The sequence below is a fragment of the Siphonobacter sp. BAB-5385 genome (assembly GCF_002261125.1).
In the GTDB taxonomy this organism is placed as follows: domain Bacteria; phylum Bacteroidota; class Bacteroidia; order Cytophagales; family Spirosomataceae; genus Siphonobacter.
Genome location: NZ_NMPS01000076.1, coordinates 1 through 19,036 on the forward strand (window position 1 = coordinate 1; position 19,036 = coordinate 19,036).

A 19,036-nucleotide genomic window follows, 5' to 3' on the forward strand; every position below is an offset into this window, starting at 1 on the left:
AAAACTCAAAACTCAAAACTCAAAACTCAAAACGGCTGCGGCCGCCGCTCAAAACTCTTCCTAATTTCCTATTTTTGATCAGAGCAAAGCTAACCACCTCTTTATCTATGATTTTCAAATACCTGGCCCTGGGATCGGTCCTCTTTCTGACGGGACTTAACTTTTCGAATGTACCCGGCAATACACCTCCCGAATCACCGGAAACTACGTTTAAGACCCTGTGTTCGAGTTGTCACGGTGATGTACAGGCGTTCGTTGACCGCAAGTGGAAACACGGTACGACCAAACCCGAACTCATTGCCAGCATCACGCACGGGTATCCTGATTTTGGCATGCCTGCCTGGGAAAATTCGCTGAAAGCCGAGCAAATTGAAGGCATTGCCCAGCTCATTCAAACCAGTATCGAAAAAGGCAATCGGTATAGTTTCGCCAGTAAGCCCAAATCCAATGTGTTCAAAACCGAAGCCTTTACCGCTAAACTCGATACCGTAGCTGCCGGGCTGTCAAATCCCTGGGGACTGGCTTTTCTGCCCGAAGGAAAGCTGCTGGTTGCGGATCGGAACGGCAAGATTTACCTGGTCGAAAAAAATCAGCAAAAAACCGAAGTAACGGGTGGCCCGAGCGTACTGGCCGAAGGTCAGGGCGGCCTACTCGACGTTGTACTACACCCGGATTTTGCTAAAAACCATTGGGTATACTTTTCCTATTCGGCTTTTAAGGACGCTCCGGAAGGAAAACTATCGACCACTGCCGTCATGCGGGCCAAACTGGATGGTACGCAATTGAGCGATCAGAAAATCATTTTTGAAGCCCTGCCCTACTCCAAAACCCGTCATCACTACGGCTCGCGGATGGTATTCGATAAAAACGGACATCTGTTCGTAACGGTCGGCGAACGCGGTAGTGAAAAAACGAATCCGCAGAACCTGGATAGCGACCTGGGTAAAATTCACCGAATGAATGACGATGGTACGCCCGTCGCCGACAATCCGTTCAGGGATAAAACGAAAGGTACCATTTATTCCTGGGGGCACCGGAATCCGCAGGGACTGCTCATCGATCCGGCCACGGGTACTCTCTGGGAAACCGAGCACGGGCCACGGGGCGGCGACGAGCTGAACATTATTCGCAAGGGAGCCAATTACGGCTGGCCCGTCATTTCGTACGGAATCAATTACGACGGCAAAGTCATTACCGATCTGAAAGCTAAAGAAGGTATGGAACAGGCTCAAACGTATTGGGTTCCATCGATTGCTCCGAGTGGACTGGCTCTGGTGGAAAGTTCGCGGTATCCTGCCTGGAAAGGCAATCTGCTGGTAGGATCTTTACGCTTCAAATACCTCAATCGCTGCGTGCTTAAGAATAATAAAGTGGTGAAAGAAGAAATTCTCTTCCCCAATATTGGTCGCGTCCGGAACGTAAAAATGGGTCCGGATGGATACGCCTACGTAGCGGTGGAAGATCCGGGATACATTTATCGGGTGCTGGTCGCGAATTAATCGGCGGCATCCAGAGTTACAAGACCTGGAACGGTTTAGTGAAGCCTAATCGGTTTCGTTAAAACCGTTTCAGGTCTTTTAGTAGGAATGTATTTTTTTGTACCTTCTGCTTTTTTACGTCAATTGTGGTTTAGACCCCGGTGTGTGTATGCTTTCTTCCGCAGAAAAACAGAGATATCAAAAACATCTTCTCTTGCCCGAGGTCGGTGCAGAAGGACAGGAACGACTGAAAAATGCCCGCGTGCTGGTGGTGGGTGCAGGAGGATTGGGATGCCCGGTTCTGTTGTATCTGGCGGCGGCGGGCGTAGGTACCTTGGGTATTGTGGACGGCGATACGGTGGATGAAACCAACCTGCAGCGACAGGTACTCTACGATGCAGCCGATGTAGATCGGCCCAAGGCTACCACGGCCGCAGCTCAGTTACGTCGATTAAATGATCTGATTGATTACGAAGTTTTTACGACGCATCTGGTGGCTGAAAATGCCGCCAGTATCATCGAACGATTCGATTTGGTCGTGGACTGTACCGATAATTTTTCCGTTCGCTATCTGATTAATGACGTTTGTGTACTTTCAGAAAAGCCCTTTGTATACGGAGCTATTCATCGTTTTGAAGGTCAGGTATCCGTATTCAACTATCCGTCTAACTGCGTTTTAGGACCTACGTATCGTTGTTTGTTCCCCAATCCGCCGAGTGGACTTGAAATACCTAACTGTTCGGAAGTAGGTGTACTGGGCATTTTACCCGGCATGATCGGGATGTACCAGGCTAATGAAGTAATCAAGATTATTACCGGCGTGGGTAAAGTACTGTCGGGCGAACTGATGCTGATGGATTTGCTCGAAAATACCCAGCGAAAAATGAAGTTCAAACGCCGGTCTGATGCCGAAATGCTGGCCCAACAAGGCATGGAAACGCACCGAAAGCTGGCGGCCAATGTTTTGTTACCCAACGAAATCTCGGCCATCGAACTCATGCGGCAACTCAAACGGGAGCCGGATACCTTTTTACTCGACGTTCGTAATAGCGATGAGTACGAAGTGTGTCACCTGCCCGGAGCCGTGCTGATTCCCATGCCCACGATTCCGACCAGCGTTAAACATATCCCACGCGATCGTCCCGTGATTGTCTATTGTCACCACGGGATGCGTTCGGCGAGTGTCATTCAGTACCTCGAACAGGAACATGGCTACGATAACCTTACCAATTTAGACGGGGGCATTCATGCCTGGGCAGATGAAGTCGATCTTCGGATGGCGAAGTATTGATTGGGTTGGATGTGGTTTGATGCCGTTTAATGTTTGAAGTTTGATGCAGTTTGAGGTTTGAAAGTCGTTTGAAAATGGTTTGAGGTTGAAGTAAGCCCTAGCAAAAGGTTGAGCTTAGTTCGGTGGTTGCTTAGGTTTAAAAGTTTAATAGGGGCAAGCTATCTACCGTCCCTTGACTCACCCCTGAACTATTGTCACCTTTAAACGCTATTCAAACCTTAAACTTCAAACTATTTTCAAACTTCAAACCCAATCAAACCTGAAACGCCATCAAACTTCAAATACCTTACCAGCCGAAATAGCCTTCCGGCGTGATTCCTTTCAGTCGCAAGTACACAATTCCCTGCCCCCGGTGATGGATGATGTGATTTTCAAGGGCGTAGAATAATTGTGGTCCCGTAAGTTCTTCACCGACAAACTCCTGCATCTTACTGAGTTGAGCGGGCGTTTGCGTGGCGACGGTCTGCTGTACCCAATCGTAAAATCGTCCCAGTTCGGCGGCCACATCCGCTTTGGATCGCTGATTCCAGCCCTGAGCCGTTTCGTAGGGATCTTTCACGTTGAGTCGGCTGGCCAGTTGAGCAGTTGTATAAATCATACAATGCACAAATTGCATTCGAAACGAAAACATCTCGGGCGTTGGCTTGAAGTTCAGGTGTTCTTCCGGCATCTGATTAAAAATCGTCAGCGTATAGTCTCGTGAGCGTTTCCAGGCCTTTTGAAATTCCTGCTGAAAATCAGTAGTCGGAGTGGCTGCCCGTACCGGACTGACGACCAAACCCGCCAGCAATGTTTTTAGCACCTGTTTCCGTTTCATGGTATGCATGTGTTATGAAGATTACTTTTCCCGCTCAATCAGATTCTGGAAAAAGTCCTGAAGCACTTCTTTTTTCTCATCCGCAATTCGCAGGGCTTTCAGGTACTCGAAGCCCTCTTCAAAGTAGCGATTCATTTCTGCTTCCGTCGTCTGCCGAACGCCCAAGCGATCATACAAAGCCGTCACCGCCTGTACTTTTTCGATATTGTGGTGATCCTGCGGGGATAGCCAGAATTGCAGTTCTTCCTGATCGCTACCCGTAGCTTTTTCCAGGGCGTCGATGAGTAGGAATGTTTTCTTGTTAGCCAGAATATCACCACCTACGAGTTTGCCAAACTTACCGGGATCGCCGTACACATCCAGCAAATCGTCCTTGAGCTGAAAACCCGTACCCACGGCATCGCCCAGTTTTTTCAGGATTCGGGCGTTTTCCTCATCCGTACCTCCAATGATTCCACCCAATTCGAGAGCAAAGCCCAGCAACACAGCGGTCTTCAAACGAATCATTTCCAGGTATTGAGCTTTGGTGACATCCATTCGCTTTTCAAAATTCATATCCCACTGCTGCCCTTCGCACACTTCGGCAGCGGCCCGGTTGAATTTCTTAATGACAGCTTTCAGGTACGCCGGCTCTACCTCCGTCAGAAACTCGTAAGCTGAAACCAGCATCACATCCCCTGAAAGAATGGCCACGTTGTCGTTCCATTTTTCGTGCACCGTGGGCTGACCCCGACGAATGGGAGCTTTGTCCATAATATCGTCGTGCATGAGCGTGAAGTTGTGGAAAATCTCCACGCCTACCGCGGGTCGAACCGCTTGTTGCCAGTTTTCAGTGAAGAGAGCGGTAGCCATGACCGTCAGTAAAGGCCGGATTCGCTTACCCCCCAGACCCATAATGTACGAAATAGGTTCGTACAGTTCAATGGGAGATTGGCCGTACTGAGTCGTTGCGATGGTTTGTTCAATCGCGGTGGTATAGTCGTTGAGTAGCATATAAGTTTGTCACGTTCCAGATCTGCTTTCGGGGCCCGTTCCCGGAAAATTCAAAATTAATCTGCCTGAATAACTTTCCAGTACAGGAAAACGTTTTGAAGTTAACTTTCGATGAAAATCAATTTCTTTTCTCAACTTCGTAGGAAATCCTTAGTTCTATGAAACGAATCGTTACCCTTTGCTGCACGATGGCACTGGTTCTGGCATCGCTGGCTTTCATTCCCCGTCCCGTACCGGCACCCCAAGCCGCGAAGGTAGAGTGGCTGACGATCGAAGAAGCCTACGCCCGAAACCAGAAAGAACCCCGTAAATTTTTGATCGATGTGTATACCGACTGGTGTGGCTGGTGTAAGGTGATGGACCGTGAAACCTTCAATGATCCGAAAGTAGCTGACTATATCAATCAGAAATATTACGCGGTGAAACTGGATGCCGAAGGAAAAAATCCAATCAAGCTAGGCACGTATACCTTCAAATTCGTTGCCCAGGGTAATCGGGGCTATCAGGAACTGGCCGCGATCCTCATGAACGGTCAGATGAGTTTCCCGACCGTGGTGTTCATGGACGAGAAGTTTCTTGATAAACAGCAGTTTCAGGTCATTCAGGCCGTACCCGGTTTTCATAAAGCCGGTGAATTTCATCAGATCATTACGTTTTTCGGCGATAACTATCATAAAAAACAAACGCCCTGGGAGAAGTATCAGAAGGAAATTTATCCAAAGTCTTTTACTAAATAGATTGATTTACCTCTAAGAGATTAGAAGCAATGCAATAGGCCCCTGCTTAAGGTAAGATCCTTCTTAAGCAGGAGCCTATTGCATTTTCAGGTCAGCCATACTTCGGCCTTTTTCTTCCTTATAAGTTGTCAAAACAGCGGTTCATCTAGTAATAATCCTATGCATACGTTTTAATAATTATATAGTGCTGAGTTTCATATAGATAAAATAAAATTTTAAAAAATTATGACTCATTACTTAAAATTTTAAATAATCTGAAATAGATTTGTCTAAAATAAAAGTAGTATCAAATCTATATATACAAAATAATATACACACCTATCAAACAAAAGCAGAATTTTAATTTGCAAGTATTCAAAATAACAGTTCATTTAAACTATTTATAGATAAAACATGAGAATATCTATACTATTGGTATTGCCTATATGATTCCTGTAGTATTATCCAGATAAAGTACCATACGTACCTCTGTTACCTCTACCCTATACAGCGGGATACTTTTGCAGTATACCCGTTAGCTCTATAACCCTAGTACTAAACTTAAACTTCATTTCCAGCGAGCTTATGAAAAGAAGCTTATCTAAGACCACTTTGCTGGTACTTACCTGCTTGGGGCTATGGATTTCCAGTGCCGAGATCCCCACGTACGGAAGGGCCACTGCTTTTACGTTACCCATTGACCGTCAGATTACGGGTACGGTTACCGACGAAAAAGGTGCTCCTCTCACCGGGGCTACCATCGCCATCAAAGGCACTACCCAAGGTTCGATTACGGATGCTGAGGGCAAATTCACCCTTTCCGTTCCTAATGATCAGGCGGTTCTGATTGTTTCTTACGTTGGTTACAACAAGAAAGAAATCACAGTTGGGTCTCAAACGGTAGTTAACGTTAGCCTGGCTCCCAACGACGGCAATTTACAGGAGGTCGTCGTTACAGCTCTCGGTGTATCCCGCGAATCCCGTACCCTGGGTTACGCGGTTTCAACGATTAATGCCGAGGTAATGACCAAAGCCCGCGAAAACAACATCGGTAACTCGTTGGCGGGACGGGTCGCTGGTCTGACCGTTCGTGGTACGAGCGGTGGACCGGGAAGTACCTCAAAAATTCTTTTACGCGGTATGCCCAGTATGAACTCCGGGGGTGCTCCTTTGATTGTTATTAATGGTGTCCCCATGGATAACACGCAACGGGGAAGTGCCGGGGAATGGGGCGGTGCCGATGGTGGTGACGGTCTGGGTAACCTCAACCCCGACGACATCGAAAACATGACCGTTCTGAAAGGTCAGTCGGCTTCAGCTCTGTACGGAGCACGGGCCTCTAACGGGGTAATCCTGATTACTACGAAAAAAGGTAGAAAAGGAGATTTCTCCATTGACTACAACCTGAACTACGCCATGGATCAGCCCATGAACTTTACTGATTTCCAATATCAGTATGGGCAGGGTGAAAATGGTCTGAAACCCACTACGGTTACGGGTGCAAAAGAAACGGCCCGTTTGAGCTGGGGAGCCAAACTGGACGGCTCCATGATTACGCAGTTTGATGGTAACCAGTATGCGTATTCAGCCCAAAGAAATAACATCAAGAATTTCTATCGGACGGGTTCAAACTTTACGAATACAGTATCGATCTCCAAGGGAGGTGATAATGGTTCGTTCCGGCTTTCGCTTTCTAACCTGGATAACCTCGCGATCCTGCCTAATAGCGGCATGAATCGTAAAACGATCAACTTAACGGTAGATCAGAATATTACCAGCAAACTGAGCGTAAGTGTACTGGCTAATTACATCAACGAGCGGGTACATGGTAAACCTCAGTTGAGCGATGGCCCCCTGAATGCCAATAACGGTATGTTCCTGGCTTCTAACATTGACCAACGTATTCTGGCACCAGGATTTGATCCGGCTACCGGCAATGAAGTTGTATTCAGCGAAGATGAGTATGTGACGAACCCCTACTTTGTGACAAGTAAATACATTAACAATGTAGATCGTCAGCGTTTAATTTCCATGGTGTCGACGAAGTATCAGTTTGCCGATTGGATTTACGCTCAGGCACGGGTAGGTTATGACAATGCCAATGACCAGGTCTTCAGAGTAACGCCTTGGGGAACGGCTTTTTCGTTCAAACGAGACGCCAGTGGAAATCTTTTAGGTTCAGGACAGCTGGATGAGCAATCGAATGCCCGCCGGATGGAATTGAACATTGACGGATTGATTGGCGTAAACAAAAATCTTACGCCGGATATTTCGCTCAACGCGTTAGTAGGGGGTAATATTCGTAAGAACCGTTACGATAAACTTTTGATTAACGGTAACCCCTTCGTTTTGCCGAACTTGTATAGCTGGAGAAACGTAGTTAGCTACAACCGTGAAGTAACGTACGAACCTACGGAAGTTCAGTCGGCGTACTACAGCCTGGATTTAGGATACAAAAACTTCCTTAATTTAACTACTACGGGTCGTTACGATACGTATTCTTCATTACCGGCGGATAATCGCTCCATCTTTACCCCTTCAGTTTCAGGAGCCTTTGTCTTCACTGATTTACTGAAGATGAATAAGCTAAGTTTTGGTAAACTGCGGGCTTCGTACGCATTAACGAGCGGCGAACCAGCGAGACCTTACCAAACCAGTGTTTATTACGGCGTAGGCAACTCCCTCAATGGCGTAGCAACGGGTAACTTCTCTACCGGTTTACCTAACTTGTTCCTGAAACCCTTTACCAAGAGTGAAGTAGAGGTTGGTCTGGAGTTGAAATTCTTCTCGGGTCGTCTGGGTATCGATGCGGCTTATTTCACGCAGGAGACGCACAACGAAATCATGAATGCGAACTACAGCTTCGCTACGGGTTATACCTCGGGTCTGGTGGCTACGGGTTCTACGCAAAACCGTGGTCTGGAGTTGCAATTGACGGGGACCCCCATCAAAACGTCCAAGTTCACCTGGAATACTTCATTTAACCTGACGTCCGTTAAGAACAAGATCCTGAAGACGGATCCTAGCAATAGCCCCGTGGTACTTGGTAAGAACCGGGCTACGCTGGACAACGCTACCACGGCATACGTGGTGGGTCTGGCAGGTCCGCAAATCCGGGCTTATGACTACAAGTACGCAGCCGATGGTCAAATTGTCGTAGACGCAGCCGGGGTTCCGGTAAAAGGCGACCTGAAAAACTGGGGTACGGTACTGCCTACGCTGTTCGGTGGCTGGAACAACGACTTTACGCTGGGTAATTTCAACCTGGCCTTCCTGATTGACTACAACTACGGCAACAAGATCCTCTCGGCAACTGAATACTATTCGTACTACCGGGGTTTAAACAAAGCGACGCTTGTCGGCCGCGAGGCGAATTTCATCACGACGGGAGTTACAGAAGAAGGAGTAGCCAGCACGGCTAAAACTTCACTGAAGGCGTACTATCAGGGTGTTGCCAACAACATTACTAAAACCAGCGTAATCGACGGCGACTTTATCAAATTCCGCCAGATTACACTGGGGTATAATCTCCCGGCTAGACTTCTGGAAGGACTGCCCTTGATTAAAGCCGTTAACATTTCACTGGTGGGCCGGAACCTGTTCTACATCATGAAGAAGGCCAAGAACATCGATCCAGAGGCATCATTCGGTGCGAACCTGAACTACTATGGTATTGAAGGCACCAGTCTTCCCTCAGCCCGTACCTATGGCGTTAACTTAAACATTAAGTTTAAATAAGATTTCGAATGAAAAAGAGACTCATTCTCCTTTCTATACTAGCAGGGTCTTTGCAATTCTCCTGTACAAAGAATTTTGACGATATTAATACCGATCCTAACCAGGCTTCTGAAAATATTTTCAACGCAAACCTGCTGCTGCCCAGTGCTCAGTGGAAATACGTAGAATCTACTTCTGGTTATAACTCGATTCTGTTTCAGAGTATGTGGATCCAGGCGTACGCTTCTACTTCCACGGGCGGAGCAACTACTACTCGAACGGTGATAAGTACGTGCTTTCCAACAATACCCTTTCCTATCTGGACCGGGTTTGGAACAATGCGTACAATGCAGCCAGCTTCGCCTACGAAATGGAGCAACTGGCCAAGAAAAAAGGAGGCATGTCCAATCTGGAGAACATTGCCACCATTATGCAAGTGCAAAGCCTGGCTACAGCCTCGGACGTATTCGGTGATATTCCCTATACGCAGGCTCTTCAGGCAAAAACGGCTAATATTTCCCAGCCGGTTTACGATTCGCAGGAAAGCATTTACAAATCGCTTCTGAGCCGTTTGGAAACCGCCGTTACAGCCCTGAATACCACGCAGGCTGGCCCCACCAATGATGCTTTCCCTTACAAGGGCAACATTGGTCAATGGAAACGCTACGGGTATTCCCTGATGCTGAAATTAGCCATGCGTTTAACGAAAGCTGATGCAGCTACGGCTAAAACTTATGCTGAAAAGGCTGCTGCTGGCGGTGTTTTTACGAGCGTAGCAGATGATGCTTACGTAAACGCTGACATGGCAAATGGTTACAATAATGCGAATGCTTCTGCCCTGGGAACCCCAGCTGACCTTTACCAGGTGCGTTGGAGCAAAACGATGATTGATTTCCTGAAAGCCAACGAAGATCCTCGTCTGAGCAAAGTTGCCGAAATTCCGGCAGCGGGGCTTGATGGCAATCAAACCGCCGTTGGTGGCGATAATACGCCTGCCAAACAGTTGGGTTTGCCTAATGGCTACGATTTGAGTGGTGGTGCTACCGATATCAGTAAATCACCTAACTATCCCGGAGCTACGGGTTCGGACAAAAATGTTACCCCTATTGGTAACTATTCCCGTCCTACCAATATTTTCCGTAACATGAATGGCCCCTTATTCGTGTTGACATACGCCGAAACGGAACTGTTGCTGGCCGAAGCAGCCACGCGGGGTTACACCGTAAGCGGGACGGCGGCTACGCACTACAAAAACGCCGTATCGGCGGCTCTGCAATCGTTAGCGAAATTTGGTACGGCAGGAGCCATTGATGCCGCTACGGCTGATGCCTACGCTACGGCTCACCCCTTAGTAGCAGCCAATGCCCTCAAGCAGATCAACGAGCAGTACTGGGCAACAACCAGCATTCTGCAAAACTTCATTGAAGCCTGGAGTAACTGGAGACGTTCGGGTTATCCCCAACTTACACCGGTAAAATATACGGGTAACTTCGCTAACGGTACCATTCCCCGGCGGGAGCTTTACCCAACCGGCGAAGGATCTCTGAATCCAGATAACTATCGAGCAGCCGTTAATCGCCTCTCTGGCGGCGATACCTGGACTTCCCGCGTGTGGTGGGACAAACAGTAAGCGTACGAGAACGATAAGGGGACAAACCCCTTATCGTTTCTTTTGAATACTAGTAACTTCAACCCAGCGTTGAAGTTTTTTCGTTTCTATACACCCCGACTTTCTCAAACGTACTGCTATCCATGATCCAAAAAGGTATCTTGTATCTTTTGGTCGCCACGCTGACTGCTTCGGTTACGTGGGCACAGAAACCTGTATTTCAGTTACTTCCCCCCGAAAAAACGGGTATTACGTTCCAAAATGAAATCATCGAAACGGAAACCCACAACATTATGGAGTATGAATACTTCTATAGTGGCGGTGGCGTGGCGGTAGGCGACCTCAATAATGATGGCCTGGATGATTTATTCTTTACCTCGAATCTGAAAGAAAACAAGCTGTACCTGAATCTGGGTGGCTTGAAATTTAAAGATATTACGCTGGAGGCCGGCGTACAGGGCCGGACCGATGCCTGGAAAAGTGGCGTGAGTATGGCCGATGTCAACAACGATGGCCTGCTTGACATTTTCGTTTGTTACATGGGCAAAGGCGACCTCGACAAGCGGCGTAAACAGTTATTCATCAACCAAGGAAATCTGACATTTAAGGAACAGGCCAAAGAATACGGCCTGGATGATCCCTCCTACAGTTTTCAATCGGCTTTTTTTGATTATGATAACGATGGAGACCTGGACCTGTTGCTGCTCAATCACAGCGTAGGTAAGTACGACAACCTGGAATTGTACAAGTACCGCAATGATGTGGACGAACGGTCTGGTAACAAGCTTTTCGAAAACCGGGGTAATCACTTTGTCGAAGTCACGAAAAAAGCGGGCATTCATCAGCATACTCTGACCTACGGTCTGGGCGTCGTTGTCACAGACCTCAACAAAGATGGCTGGCAGGACATCTACGTAACCAACGACTACAACGAACCGGATTATCTGTATCTGAACAATAAAGACGGTACTTTTCGGGAGGTCAGTAAGCAGGCCTTCCGCCATCTATCCCAGTTTTCGATGGGACTCGACATCGCCGATTACAACAATGACGGCTGGGCGGATATTGTCTCGCTGGATATGCTTCCAGAGGATAACCGTCGCCAGAAAACCCTCCAACTTCAGGAAAACTACGAGTCGTATGACCTCATGCTCAAGCAGGATTTGCACAAGCAGTTCATGCGAAACATGCTGCAACTCAATAATGGCGATGGTACCTTCAGTGAGATTGCTCAGCTGGCGGGTGTTGCCAGTACGGACTGGAGCTGGAGTCCCCTCCTGGCCGATTACGATAATGATGGATACAAGGACCTCTTCGTATCTAACGGGTATTTGCGGGATTTTACCAACAAAGATTTCCTGAAATATTGGGGCGACTACAAAATCCGAAAAGCCATGGACCGGGAGCCCATGCAAATGATGGACCTCATCAAAGCCATTCCGGCGAGCCGGCTTCCCAACTACGTGTTCCGCAACAACCATGACCTGACGTTCACCAATAAACAGACGGAATGGGGTTTGACGAATCCCTGCGTTTCCAACGGAGCCGTGTACGCGGATCTGGACAACGACGGCGATCTGGAGTTAGTAGTCAATAATATCAACGATCCGGTTTCCGTGTATCAAAACCTGAGTCGTGAATCGGGTACTGGTAATTACATCCAATTTGCCTTACGCTCACCGAAAGGCAATCGAAATGCTCTGGGTGCCAAGGTTACCGTGTACACGCAGGGAGCCCTTCAGTACCAGGAATTGATGCCGGTTCGGGGGTATTTGTCCTCGCAACCCCTCACCTTGCACTTTGGTCTGGGAGCACATACCCTGGTTGATTCCGTACGTATCATCTGGCCGGATTTGACGCAGGAATTACACCAGGTGGTGAAGGCCAACCAACGCCTCGTAATCGAACAGAAAAATACTCTACCCTGGTCTGCCACGACGGTTCAAAAGTCAACCGTATTCAAGCCGGTGAAGCCCCTTTTTGCCCATACCCACCAGGGTTACGCTGAAAATGATTTCAAGCGACAGCCGCTGATGTTATCCATGTACTCCCAAACGGGTCCGGTACTGGCGAAGGGAGATGTGAATAAGGACGGGCTGGAAGATGTCTTCATTGGTGGTGACCAGACCAATACGGGCAAAATCCTGATTCAGCAGAAAAATGGTTCGTTCCAGGCCCTTGAAAAGCTAGTCATCGGAGATGAATCGATGTCGGCGGCGGCAGCAGCGGTCTTTTTCGATGCCAATGGCGATGGCTACGATGATCTGTACGTAGCCATGGGCGGCTATTCACTTTTCGAACCCAATTCGGCTTCTTTGCAGGATCTTCTGTACCTCAACGACGGAAAGGGGCATCTAACGCTTGCTCCATTACCTACCGTAAACGCCAGCAGTAAATCCTGCGTGCGGGTCGCGGATTATGATCTGGATGGGGACTTGGATGTATTTGTCGGCGGACGAGTCATTCCGGGCAAGTACCCGCTAAGCCCCACTTCGTATCTACTGGAAAACGATGGGAAAGGAACCTTCACGGCCCATCGATTCCCGGTCAACGGCATGGTTACCGATGCTCAATGGGAGGATCTGGATCAGGATGGACGCAAAGACCTCATTCTCTGTGGCGAGTTTATGCCCATCAAAGTTTTCAAAAATACGCCTGAAGGTTTTTCGGATCAGTCTAACCAATACTTTCCTCAACAGGAAAATGGGTTCTGGTCCAGTCTTCTGGTGTATGATCTGGACAACGATGGTCAAAAAGACATCATTGCCGGAAACCTGGGTACGAATACGCAAATCAAGGTTTCTCCGCAACAACCGGGCGAGCTGTACTACGCCGATTTTGACAACAACGGTTCGATTGATCCGCTGTTCTGTTTCTACATGCAGAACAAGTCGTATCCCTTCGTAAGTCGGGATGAATTGAACGATCAGATTTTTCCGATGCGTCGGAAATTCATTTCGTACAAGGACTACTCCGAAGCAACGATTGACAAGATTCTCTCCCCCGAACAGTTGAGTTCCGCTTTAAAGTGGACTGTAACCGAAGCCCATACCGTCTGCTTCCGCCGGGATCAGGGAACGTTTAAAAAAATGCCGTTGCCGATTCAGGCTCAGTTTGCACCCGTTACGCAGATTCTCGCGGGCGACTTCACCCATCACCACCAGACGGATGTACTCTTGCTGGGCAACAAATCCTATAACCGCCTCAAAATCGGCACGATGGATGCCAATTATGGCTGCCTGCTCCGGGCCAGGGGTCTGGAGTTTGACTATGTCAATCAGACGGAATCGGGCCTATCAGTGAACGGAGACGTGAAATCAGTTTTATCCCTGCGAGTAAATAATCAGGATTACCTAGTTATTGGAGCTTTTGATCAGCCCCTGCAATTCTACCAAGTGAAATGAAACGTTTTTTGCTGATTTTTTTAGTACCGTATCCATGGTATGGGCGGAAAAACCGAACCCTGCCCAGCATTTACAGCCTTCGGTTTTTGCTGTAACCATGGTAATGATTCACGATGTCGTCAATCCTCCGGCAGCCGCTCGTTTTTATTCCTACTGCCTGCTGGGAGCTCAGGAATTTGTCTCCCGAAATGATTCGAAAATCCCCTCGCCTACCCGATTAGCCCGTGACTTCAAAAGGCCCGATTTGTCTTCGGTTCAGTCGTACGATTACGCTATGGCGGCTACCTACTGCATTTTGGAAACGGGCCGACTGATTCTTCCTTCGGGCTACATGCTCGAGGAAGATCAGAAAAAACTGATTGAAAAATGGCTCGCCGAAGGACAGCCGCAACCGGCCATTGATGCCGCCATTGCCGCTGCTCAGGTCATGGCTAAACACGTCCTTGCGTATGCATTTACTGACCGTTATAACCAACTCAGTACCCGACTTCGTTACCGTCCGGTGAAAGGAGAAGGTTACTGGTATCCCACGCCTCCGGGATACATTGAAGCGATTGAGCCGCACTGGAAAACCATTCGTCCATTTATGATGGATTCCTGTAGTCAGTTTGCACCCAAACGTCCCGTACCGTTCAGCAGGGATTCCAGCAGTAATTTCTATAAGCTGGCGTACGAAGTTTACCAGGAAGGCAAAACGCTGAGTCCGGAACATCGTTTCATTGCCTCCTACTGGGATTGTAATCCCTTTGCGATCAATACGTCGGGTCACATGATGATTGGTTTTAAGAAAATCAGTCCCGGAGGGCACTGGATGAACATTACCAGTATCGCTACTACGCAGGCCAAGCTAAGCTTTAACCGATCTGTATTCGTACTGGCCTTAACCGCCATGACCCTGCACGACGCGTTCATTAGCTGCTGGGATGAAAAATACCGGAGTAATCGGATTCGTCCGGAAACGTACATTCAGCAACAAATCGATAAGACCTGGCAACCGCTGTTACAAACCCCGCCCTTTCCCGAATATACCAGCGGTCACAGCGTCATTTCCACGGCGGTTTCCGAAGTGTTGACATACCTGCTGGGCGATCGTTTTGCGTTTACGGATACGACGGAGGTCATCTTTGATCTTCCTACGCGATCGTTTCAATCGTTTCGGCAGGCGGCCGAAGAGGCAGCCATTTCCCGGCTCTACGGTGGAATTCATTACCGGGATGCCATTGAACAAGGCCAGGAACAGGGAAAAGCCATTGGACTGTTTGTCATCGCGAAAGTGAAAAAAGCGGGCGTCAAATCGTTTTGAGGTTGTTACCCACCTGTAACTAGGGGCTGTTAATCCATTGCTTCTTCCTATTGAATCAGGGAAAGTCTAGTTAATCCGTGTATTTTCAGGAGCAATCTTTTACTTTGCCCCGCAGTTAGTATTCGGACGATAACATTCGCTTCTATGGCTTCTCTTCTCGATTTTATAGGTAATACCCCGCTGGTGGAAATTACGCGGTTGCATAGCAATCCCAAGGTTAAGATTTTTGGCAAGCTGGAGGGGCACAATCCCGGTGGCAGCGTGAAGGATCGTCCGGCCCTGAATATGATTCGCAGTGCGTTGGAACGGGGTGATATTCAATCTAATACCTCATTGATTGAAGCGACCAGTGGCAATACGGGCATTGCCCTCGCCATGATTGCCCGCCTGTATGATTTGACTATCGAGCTGGTGATGCCGCAGAATTCGACCCGCGAACGCGTATTAACGATGGAGGCCTTTGGAGCGAAAGTAACGCTGCTGGAGAGCATCGAAGCCTGCCGCGATTACGCCCAGAGTAAAGCCGATGCGGGCACCCACTACCAGCTCAATCAGTTTGCGAATCCCGATAATTACCTGGCTCATTACAAAAGTACCGGTCCGGAAATCTGGCGGGATACCAACGGCACGATTACGCACTTCGTCAGTTCGATGGGTACAACGGGTACGATCATGGGCAATTCCCTGTACCTGAAAGAGCAAAATCCGAACATTCAAATCGTCGGCTGTCAGCCTACTGAAGGATCGTCCATTCCCGGTATTCGCCGCTGGCCTACGGAGTACCTGCCGAAAATTTTTGATCCCAGTCGAGTCGATCGTACCATGGATGTAGCCGAGGCCGACGCTGTAGCGATGACGCGTCAGCTGGCCCGGGTCGAGGGAATTTTTGGAGGTATGAGTTCCGGTGGCTGCGTATCAGCGGCTCTGAAGCTGGCTTCCGAACTGGAAAGCGGCGTCATCGTCTGCATCATCTGCGACCGGGGCGATCGGTACCTTTCGAGTGAATTATTTGGCTAATCAGTATTAACGAAAAAGGCCGCGAAGAACGATTTCTTCGCGGCCTTTTTTCTTGTGCCAGGGAATACCTTACGCAGCTTTTTCTTCTTCCGTATTTTCTTCCTTCACCTCGAATACTTCGGGCAGATACGCAGAAAGCAGGTTATACCAGGAGATCATTTTACGAATGTCCGAAGGATACACTTTCTCTCGGTCGAATTCCGGAAATACTTCACCTAGGAACTCACGCAGTTCGGTTTCGCTGGCATTTTTAGCGTCGATTTCTACTTTTTCGCCGTGTTTCTCGCGAATGGCCGCAAAAATATCCGGCAGGGGTTTTGAGCCTTCTTCGCTATCGGAGTATACGGAAATTTCTTTCAGTACCGAAACCCGGGCGTTTGCTCCTACAACGGTACGGCCTTTTTTCTCGTCGATGGTTTCAACAATAACTCCCGTACGAGTAGGCTTCAAAATGCGGTATAAACCGGGCTTTCCGGAGATATGGGCGATTTCTTTCAACAATTCCATGGAATCGAATTTATTTGACAAAACTGTTTTTCCGTATTCACATAATATCCTCATAACCGTTTGATTATAAGCAATATCATGGCTCCTTACCAAGGCTCAACGTATAAGGCATTGACCTTTTTTGGTAAATGGAATCGCAAAAGTAGCCAATCCTTGCCCGATTACCGCCGAACACCCCGAAAATCCGCGTTCAATTCTCCAATCGCTTCCGCAATTTCGTCGCGGCCTACTCCGTCAACGGAAGAGGTGACGAAGTATTTCGGCATCTCCGAAAAAATTGTAAAAAGCCATCGCGATACTTTTTCACCTTCGGTTCTACCTGGGATTTGCTCAGTTTATCGGCTTTGGTAAACACCAGATAAAAGGGTACCCCCGCTTCTGTCAATTGCGTCATAAACTCCAGATCAATGGACATCGGATCGTGCCGAATATCCACCAGCACAAACGTACAGATCAGATTAGGCCGATTTTCGAGGTACCCGAAAATCATGGGTTCGAACTTTTCCCGCTCACTTTTGCTGAGCTTGGCGTAGCCATAGCCGGGTAAATCGACCAGGTACCAGGAATTGTCAACCGAAAAATGATTGATCAATTGGGTTTTACCGGGTGTTTGGGAAGTCTTTGCCAGATCCTTCCGCCGTACCAGCGAATTGATCAGCGAGGATTTACCAACGTTCGACCGTCCGATAAAGGCATATTCGGGGCGGTCGGGGGCGGGGCATTTTTGCCAATCGGTATTACTAACCAGAAAAACGGCTTCTTTAATCTTCATCGATTCCAAATTTCCTACAAAGGTACGAGTGAGTTTGGAGTTTTCCGTTTAGAGTTTTCAGTTTGGAGGACCTGTCGCTTAGCGTTTGAAGTACTTACCGCAGCCGTTTAGCGTTGTTGAATGACCGCCAGTCAACTCAGCTATCGTAAATCCGAAAGAGCGTTAAATGGTCTCGCTGTTCCAGATTTGTAACCCGGAACCCGCCTGCTGTGCATTGGTAAGGCACGGGCTTAACAATCCCTTGCAGATCGCTTTCGGATTGCAAATCCGAAAGAGCATTGGCCAATCGATTCAAACCATAGCGGTTCTCAATTGAAAACTCTAAACTCTAAACTGCAAACTCTCATCTCCCTCGTACCTTTGTGGCATGGAAATCCTTCAGAATGATTTGTTTTTACGGGCCGCTCGGGGCGAACAGGTCGAACGAGTACCGTATGGATGATGCGACAGGCCGGCCGGATTTTGCCCGAATACCGGGCCGTACGGGCTCAGGCGGGTAGCTTCATCCATTTATGTACGACGCCCGAACTGGCGGCCGAGGTCACCATTCAGCCCGTTGATTTGCTTGGCGTGGATGCGGCCATTATTTTCTCCGATATTCTGGTGGTGCCGGAAGCCATGGGCCTGCCTTACGAAATGATCGAGGCTCGCGGACCGGTATTCCCTACCACGGTCAAGACCCTGGCAGACGTAGATAAACTGAAAGTAGCCGATCCAGAAGTGGAATTGAAATACGTGCTGGATGCCATTCGACTCACCAAAAAAGAACTCAATGGACGCGTACCGCTCATCGGTTTTGCTGGAGCACCGTTTACGATTCTTTGTTATATGCTGGAAGGCAAAGGCTCCAAGACATTCTCGGTAGCGAAGAAATACCTCTACGCGGAACCAGAACTCTCCCACCGCCTCCTCCAGAAAATTACCGATACCACCATTGCCTACTTAAAAGCTCAGGTAGCCGCCGGAGCGAACCTGGTGCAGATTTTCGATTCCTGGGCGGGCATTTTGTCGCCGCAGCAGTACCGGGAATTTTCGCTACCCTACATTGCTCAGATCAGCGAGGCCCTTCAGGCGTTGGTCCCCGTGACCGTATTTGCCAAAGGTGCGTTTTTTGCCCGGCGGGAAATGAATGCCCTCAATTGTTCGGTCGTGGGACTCGACTGGAATATGGACATTGCCGAAAGTCGGGAAATGATTCCTGATAAGGTGCTACAGGGAAATCTGGACCCTTGTGTACTCTACAGCGATTTTGACGAGATCAAACAGCAAACGCAGGACATGCTACGTCAGTTTGGTGGACAAAAACACATCGCCAACCTCGGCCACGGCGTTTACCCGGATACAGATCCGGATAAGGTTCGCTGCTTCATCCAAACCGTGAAGGAATTTCGTTTTTAACCAATTTTGATACC

Annotated in this window: 12 protein-coding genes and 1 pseudogene; 9 read left to right on the forward strand and 4 right to left on the reverse strand. The window is 48.4% G+C overall.

Features of this window, described 5'->3' with window-relative positions:
- Window positions 1-107: 107 nt before the first annotated feature.
- Window positions 108-1,499 carry a PQQ-dependent sugar dehydrogenase gene (locus tag BWI93_RS07360; RefSeq protein WP_094809753.1) on the forward strand — a complete coding sequence of 464 codons (1,392 nt, stop codon included), beginning with the start codon at window positions 108-110 and terminating at the stop codon, window positions 1,497-1,499.
- 148 nt (window positions 1,500-1,647) lie between these two features.
- Entirely contained in the window at window positions 1,648-2,769 is a 1,122-nt protein-coding gene (moeB, locus tag BWI93_RS07365) for a molybdopterin-synthase adenylyltransferase MoeB (protein WP_094809755.1), read from the forward strand.
- Window positions 2,770-3,055: 286 nt separating this feature from the next.
- Here the strand turns inward: moeB and BWI93_RS07370 are convergent, their stop codons facing one another.
- Together BWI93_RS07370 and BWI93_RS07375 are read right to left on the reverse strand one after the other, a co-directional pair.
- Window positions 3,056-3,595: a DinB family protein gene (locus BWI93_RS07370; RefSeq protein WP_094809758.1), complete on the reverse strand. Its 540-nt coding sequence runs from the start codon at window positions 3,593-3,595 to the stop codon at window positions 3,056-3,058.
- 12 nt (window positions 3,596-3,607) lie between these two features.
- The gene (locus BWI93_RS07375) at window positions 3,608-4,579 is read right to left on the reverse strand and encodes a polyprenyl synthetase family protein (protein WP_094809760.1); all 972 of its coding nucleotides are present in this window, start codon (window positions 4,577-4,579) and stop codon (window positions 3,608-3,610) included.
- Window positions 4,580-4,737: 158 nt separating this feature from the next.
- On the opposite strand from BWI93_RS07375, the gene BWI93_RS07380 reads away from it, so the two are divergent.
- From BWI93_RS07380 to cysM, 6 genes are all read left to right on the forward strand, one after another.
- Window positions 4,738-5,316, forward strand: coding sequence for a DUF255 domain-containing protein (locus BWI93_RS07380; protein ID WP_255157767.1), 579 nt, complete (start codon window positions 4,738-4,740; stop codon window positions 5,314-5,316).
- Window positions 5,317-5,880: 564 nt separating this feature from the next.
- Entirely contained in the window at window positions 5,881-9,033 is a 3,153-nt protein-coding gene (locus tag BWI93_RS07385) for a SusC/RagA family TonB-linked outer membrane protein (protein ID WP_094809764.1), read from the forward strand.
- Between the two features lie 205 nt (window positions 9,034-9,238).
- On the forward strand, window positions 9,239-10,642 hold the full coding sequence (locus BWI93_RS07390; RefSeq protein ID WP_369679119.1) for a SusD/RagB family nutrient-binding outer membrane lipoprotein: 1,404 nt from the start codon (window positions 9,239-9,241) through the stop codon (window positions 10,640-10,642).
- Between the two features lie 122 nt (window positions 10,643-10,764).
- A complete protein-coding gene (locus BWI93_RS07395; protein ID WP_094809766.1) occupies window positions 10,765-14,025 on the forward strand; it encodes a VCBS repeat-containing protein in 3,261 nt (1,086 codons plus the stop codon).
- Window positions 14,026-14,059: 34 nt separating this feature from the next.
- Window positions 14,060-15,328: a vanadium-dependent haloperoxidase gene (locus BWI93_RS07400; protein WP_094809768.1), complete on the forward strand. Its 1,269-nt coding sequence runs from the start codon at window positions 14,060-14,062 to the stop codon at window positions 15,326-15,328.
- 144 nt (window positions 15,329-15,472) lie between these two features.
- A complete protein-coding gene (gene cysM, locus BWI93_RS07405) occupies window positions 15,473-16,345 on the forward strand; it encodes a cysteine synthase CysM (protein WP_094809770.1) in 873 nt (290 codons plus the stop codon).
- 69 nt (window positions 16,346-16,414) lie between these two features.
- Here the strand turns inward: cysM and BWI93_RS07410 are convergent, their stop codons facing one another.
- A complete protein-coding gene (locus tag BWI93_RS07410; RefSeq protein ID WP_094809772.1) occupies window positions 16,415-16,852 on the reverse strand; it encodes a DUF5606 domain-containing protein in 438 nt (145 codons plus the stop codon).
- 226 nt (window positions 16,853-17,078) lie between these two features.
- A complete protein-coding gene (gene yihA, locus BWI93_RS07415) occupies window positions 17,079-17,624 on the reverse strand; it encodes a ribosome biogenesis GTP-binding protein YihA/YsxC (RefSeq protein ID WP_369679121.1) in 546 nt (181 codons plus the stop codon).
- A gap of 367 nt (window positions 17,625-17,991) precedes the next feature.
- On the opposite strand from yihA, the pseudogene hemE reads away from it, so the two are divergent.
- Window positions 17,992-19,022, forward strand: a pseudogene (gene hemE, locus BWI93_RS07420) (uroporphyrinogen decarboxylase).
- The last annotated feature ends 14 nt before the right edge of the window (window positions 19,023-19,036 follow it).

What these genes read in the sequence shown, in the direction of transcription:
- BWI93_RS07360 (WP_094809753.1), top strand. Translation starts at nt 108, where the DNA reads ATGATTTTCAAATACCTGGCCCTGGGATCGGTCCTCTTTCTGACGGGA.
- moeB (WP_094809755.1), top strand. Translation starts at nt 1,648, where the DNA reads ATGCTTTCTTCCGCAGAAAAACAGAGATATCAAAAACATCTTCTCTTG.
- BWI93_RS07370 (WP_094809758.1), bottom strand. Translation starts at nt 3,595, where the DNA reads ATGCATACCATGAAACGGAAACAGGTGCTAAAAACATTGCTGGCGGGT.
- BWI93_RS07375 (WP_094809760.1), bottom strand. Translation starts at nt 4,579, where the DNA reads ATGCTACTCAACGACTATACCACCGCGATTGAACAAACCATCGCAACG.
- BWI93_RS07380 (WP_255157767.1), top strand. Translation starts at nt 4,738, where the DNA reads ATGAAACGAATCGTTACCCTTTGCTGCACGATGGCACTGGTTCTGGCA.
- BWI93_RS07385 (WP_094809764.1), top strand. Translation starts at nt 5,881, where the DNA reads ATGAAAAGAAGCTTATCTAAGACCACTTTGCTGGTACTTACCTGCTTG.
- BWI93_RS07395 (WP_094809766.1), top strand. Translation starts at nt 10,765, where the DNA reads ATGATCCAAAAAGGTATCTTGTATCTTTTGGTCGCCACGCTGACTGCT.
- BWI93_RS07400 (WP_094809768.1), top strand. Translation starts at nt 14,060, where the DNA reads ATGGTATGGGCGGAAAAACCGAACCCTGCCCAGCATTTACAGCCTTCG.
- cysM (WP_094809770.1), top strand. Translation starts at nt 15,473, where the DNA reads ATGGCTTCTCTTCTCGATTTTATAGGTAATACCCCGCTGGTGGAAATT.
- BWI93_RS07410 (WP_094809772.1), bottom strand. Translation starts at nt 16,852, where the DNA reads ATGGAATTGTTGAAAGAAATCGCCCATATCTCCGGAAAGCCCGGTTTA.
- yihA (WP_369679121.1), bottom strand. Translation starts at nt 17,624, where the DNA reads ATGAAGATTAAAGAAGCCGTTTTTCTGGTTAGTAATACCGATTGGCAA.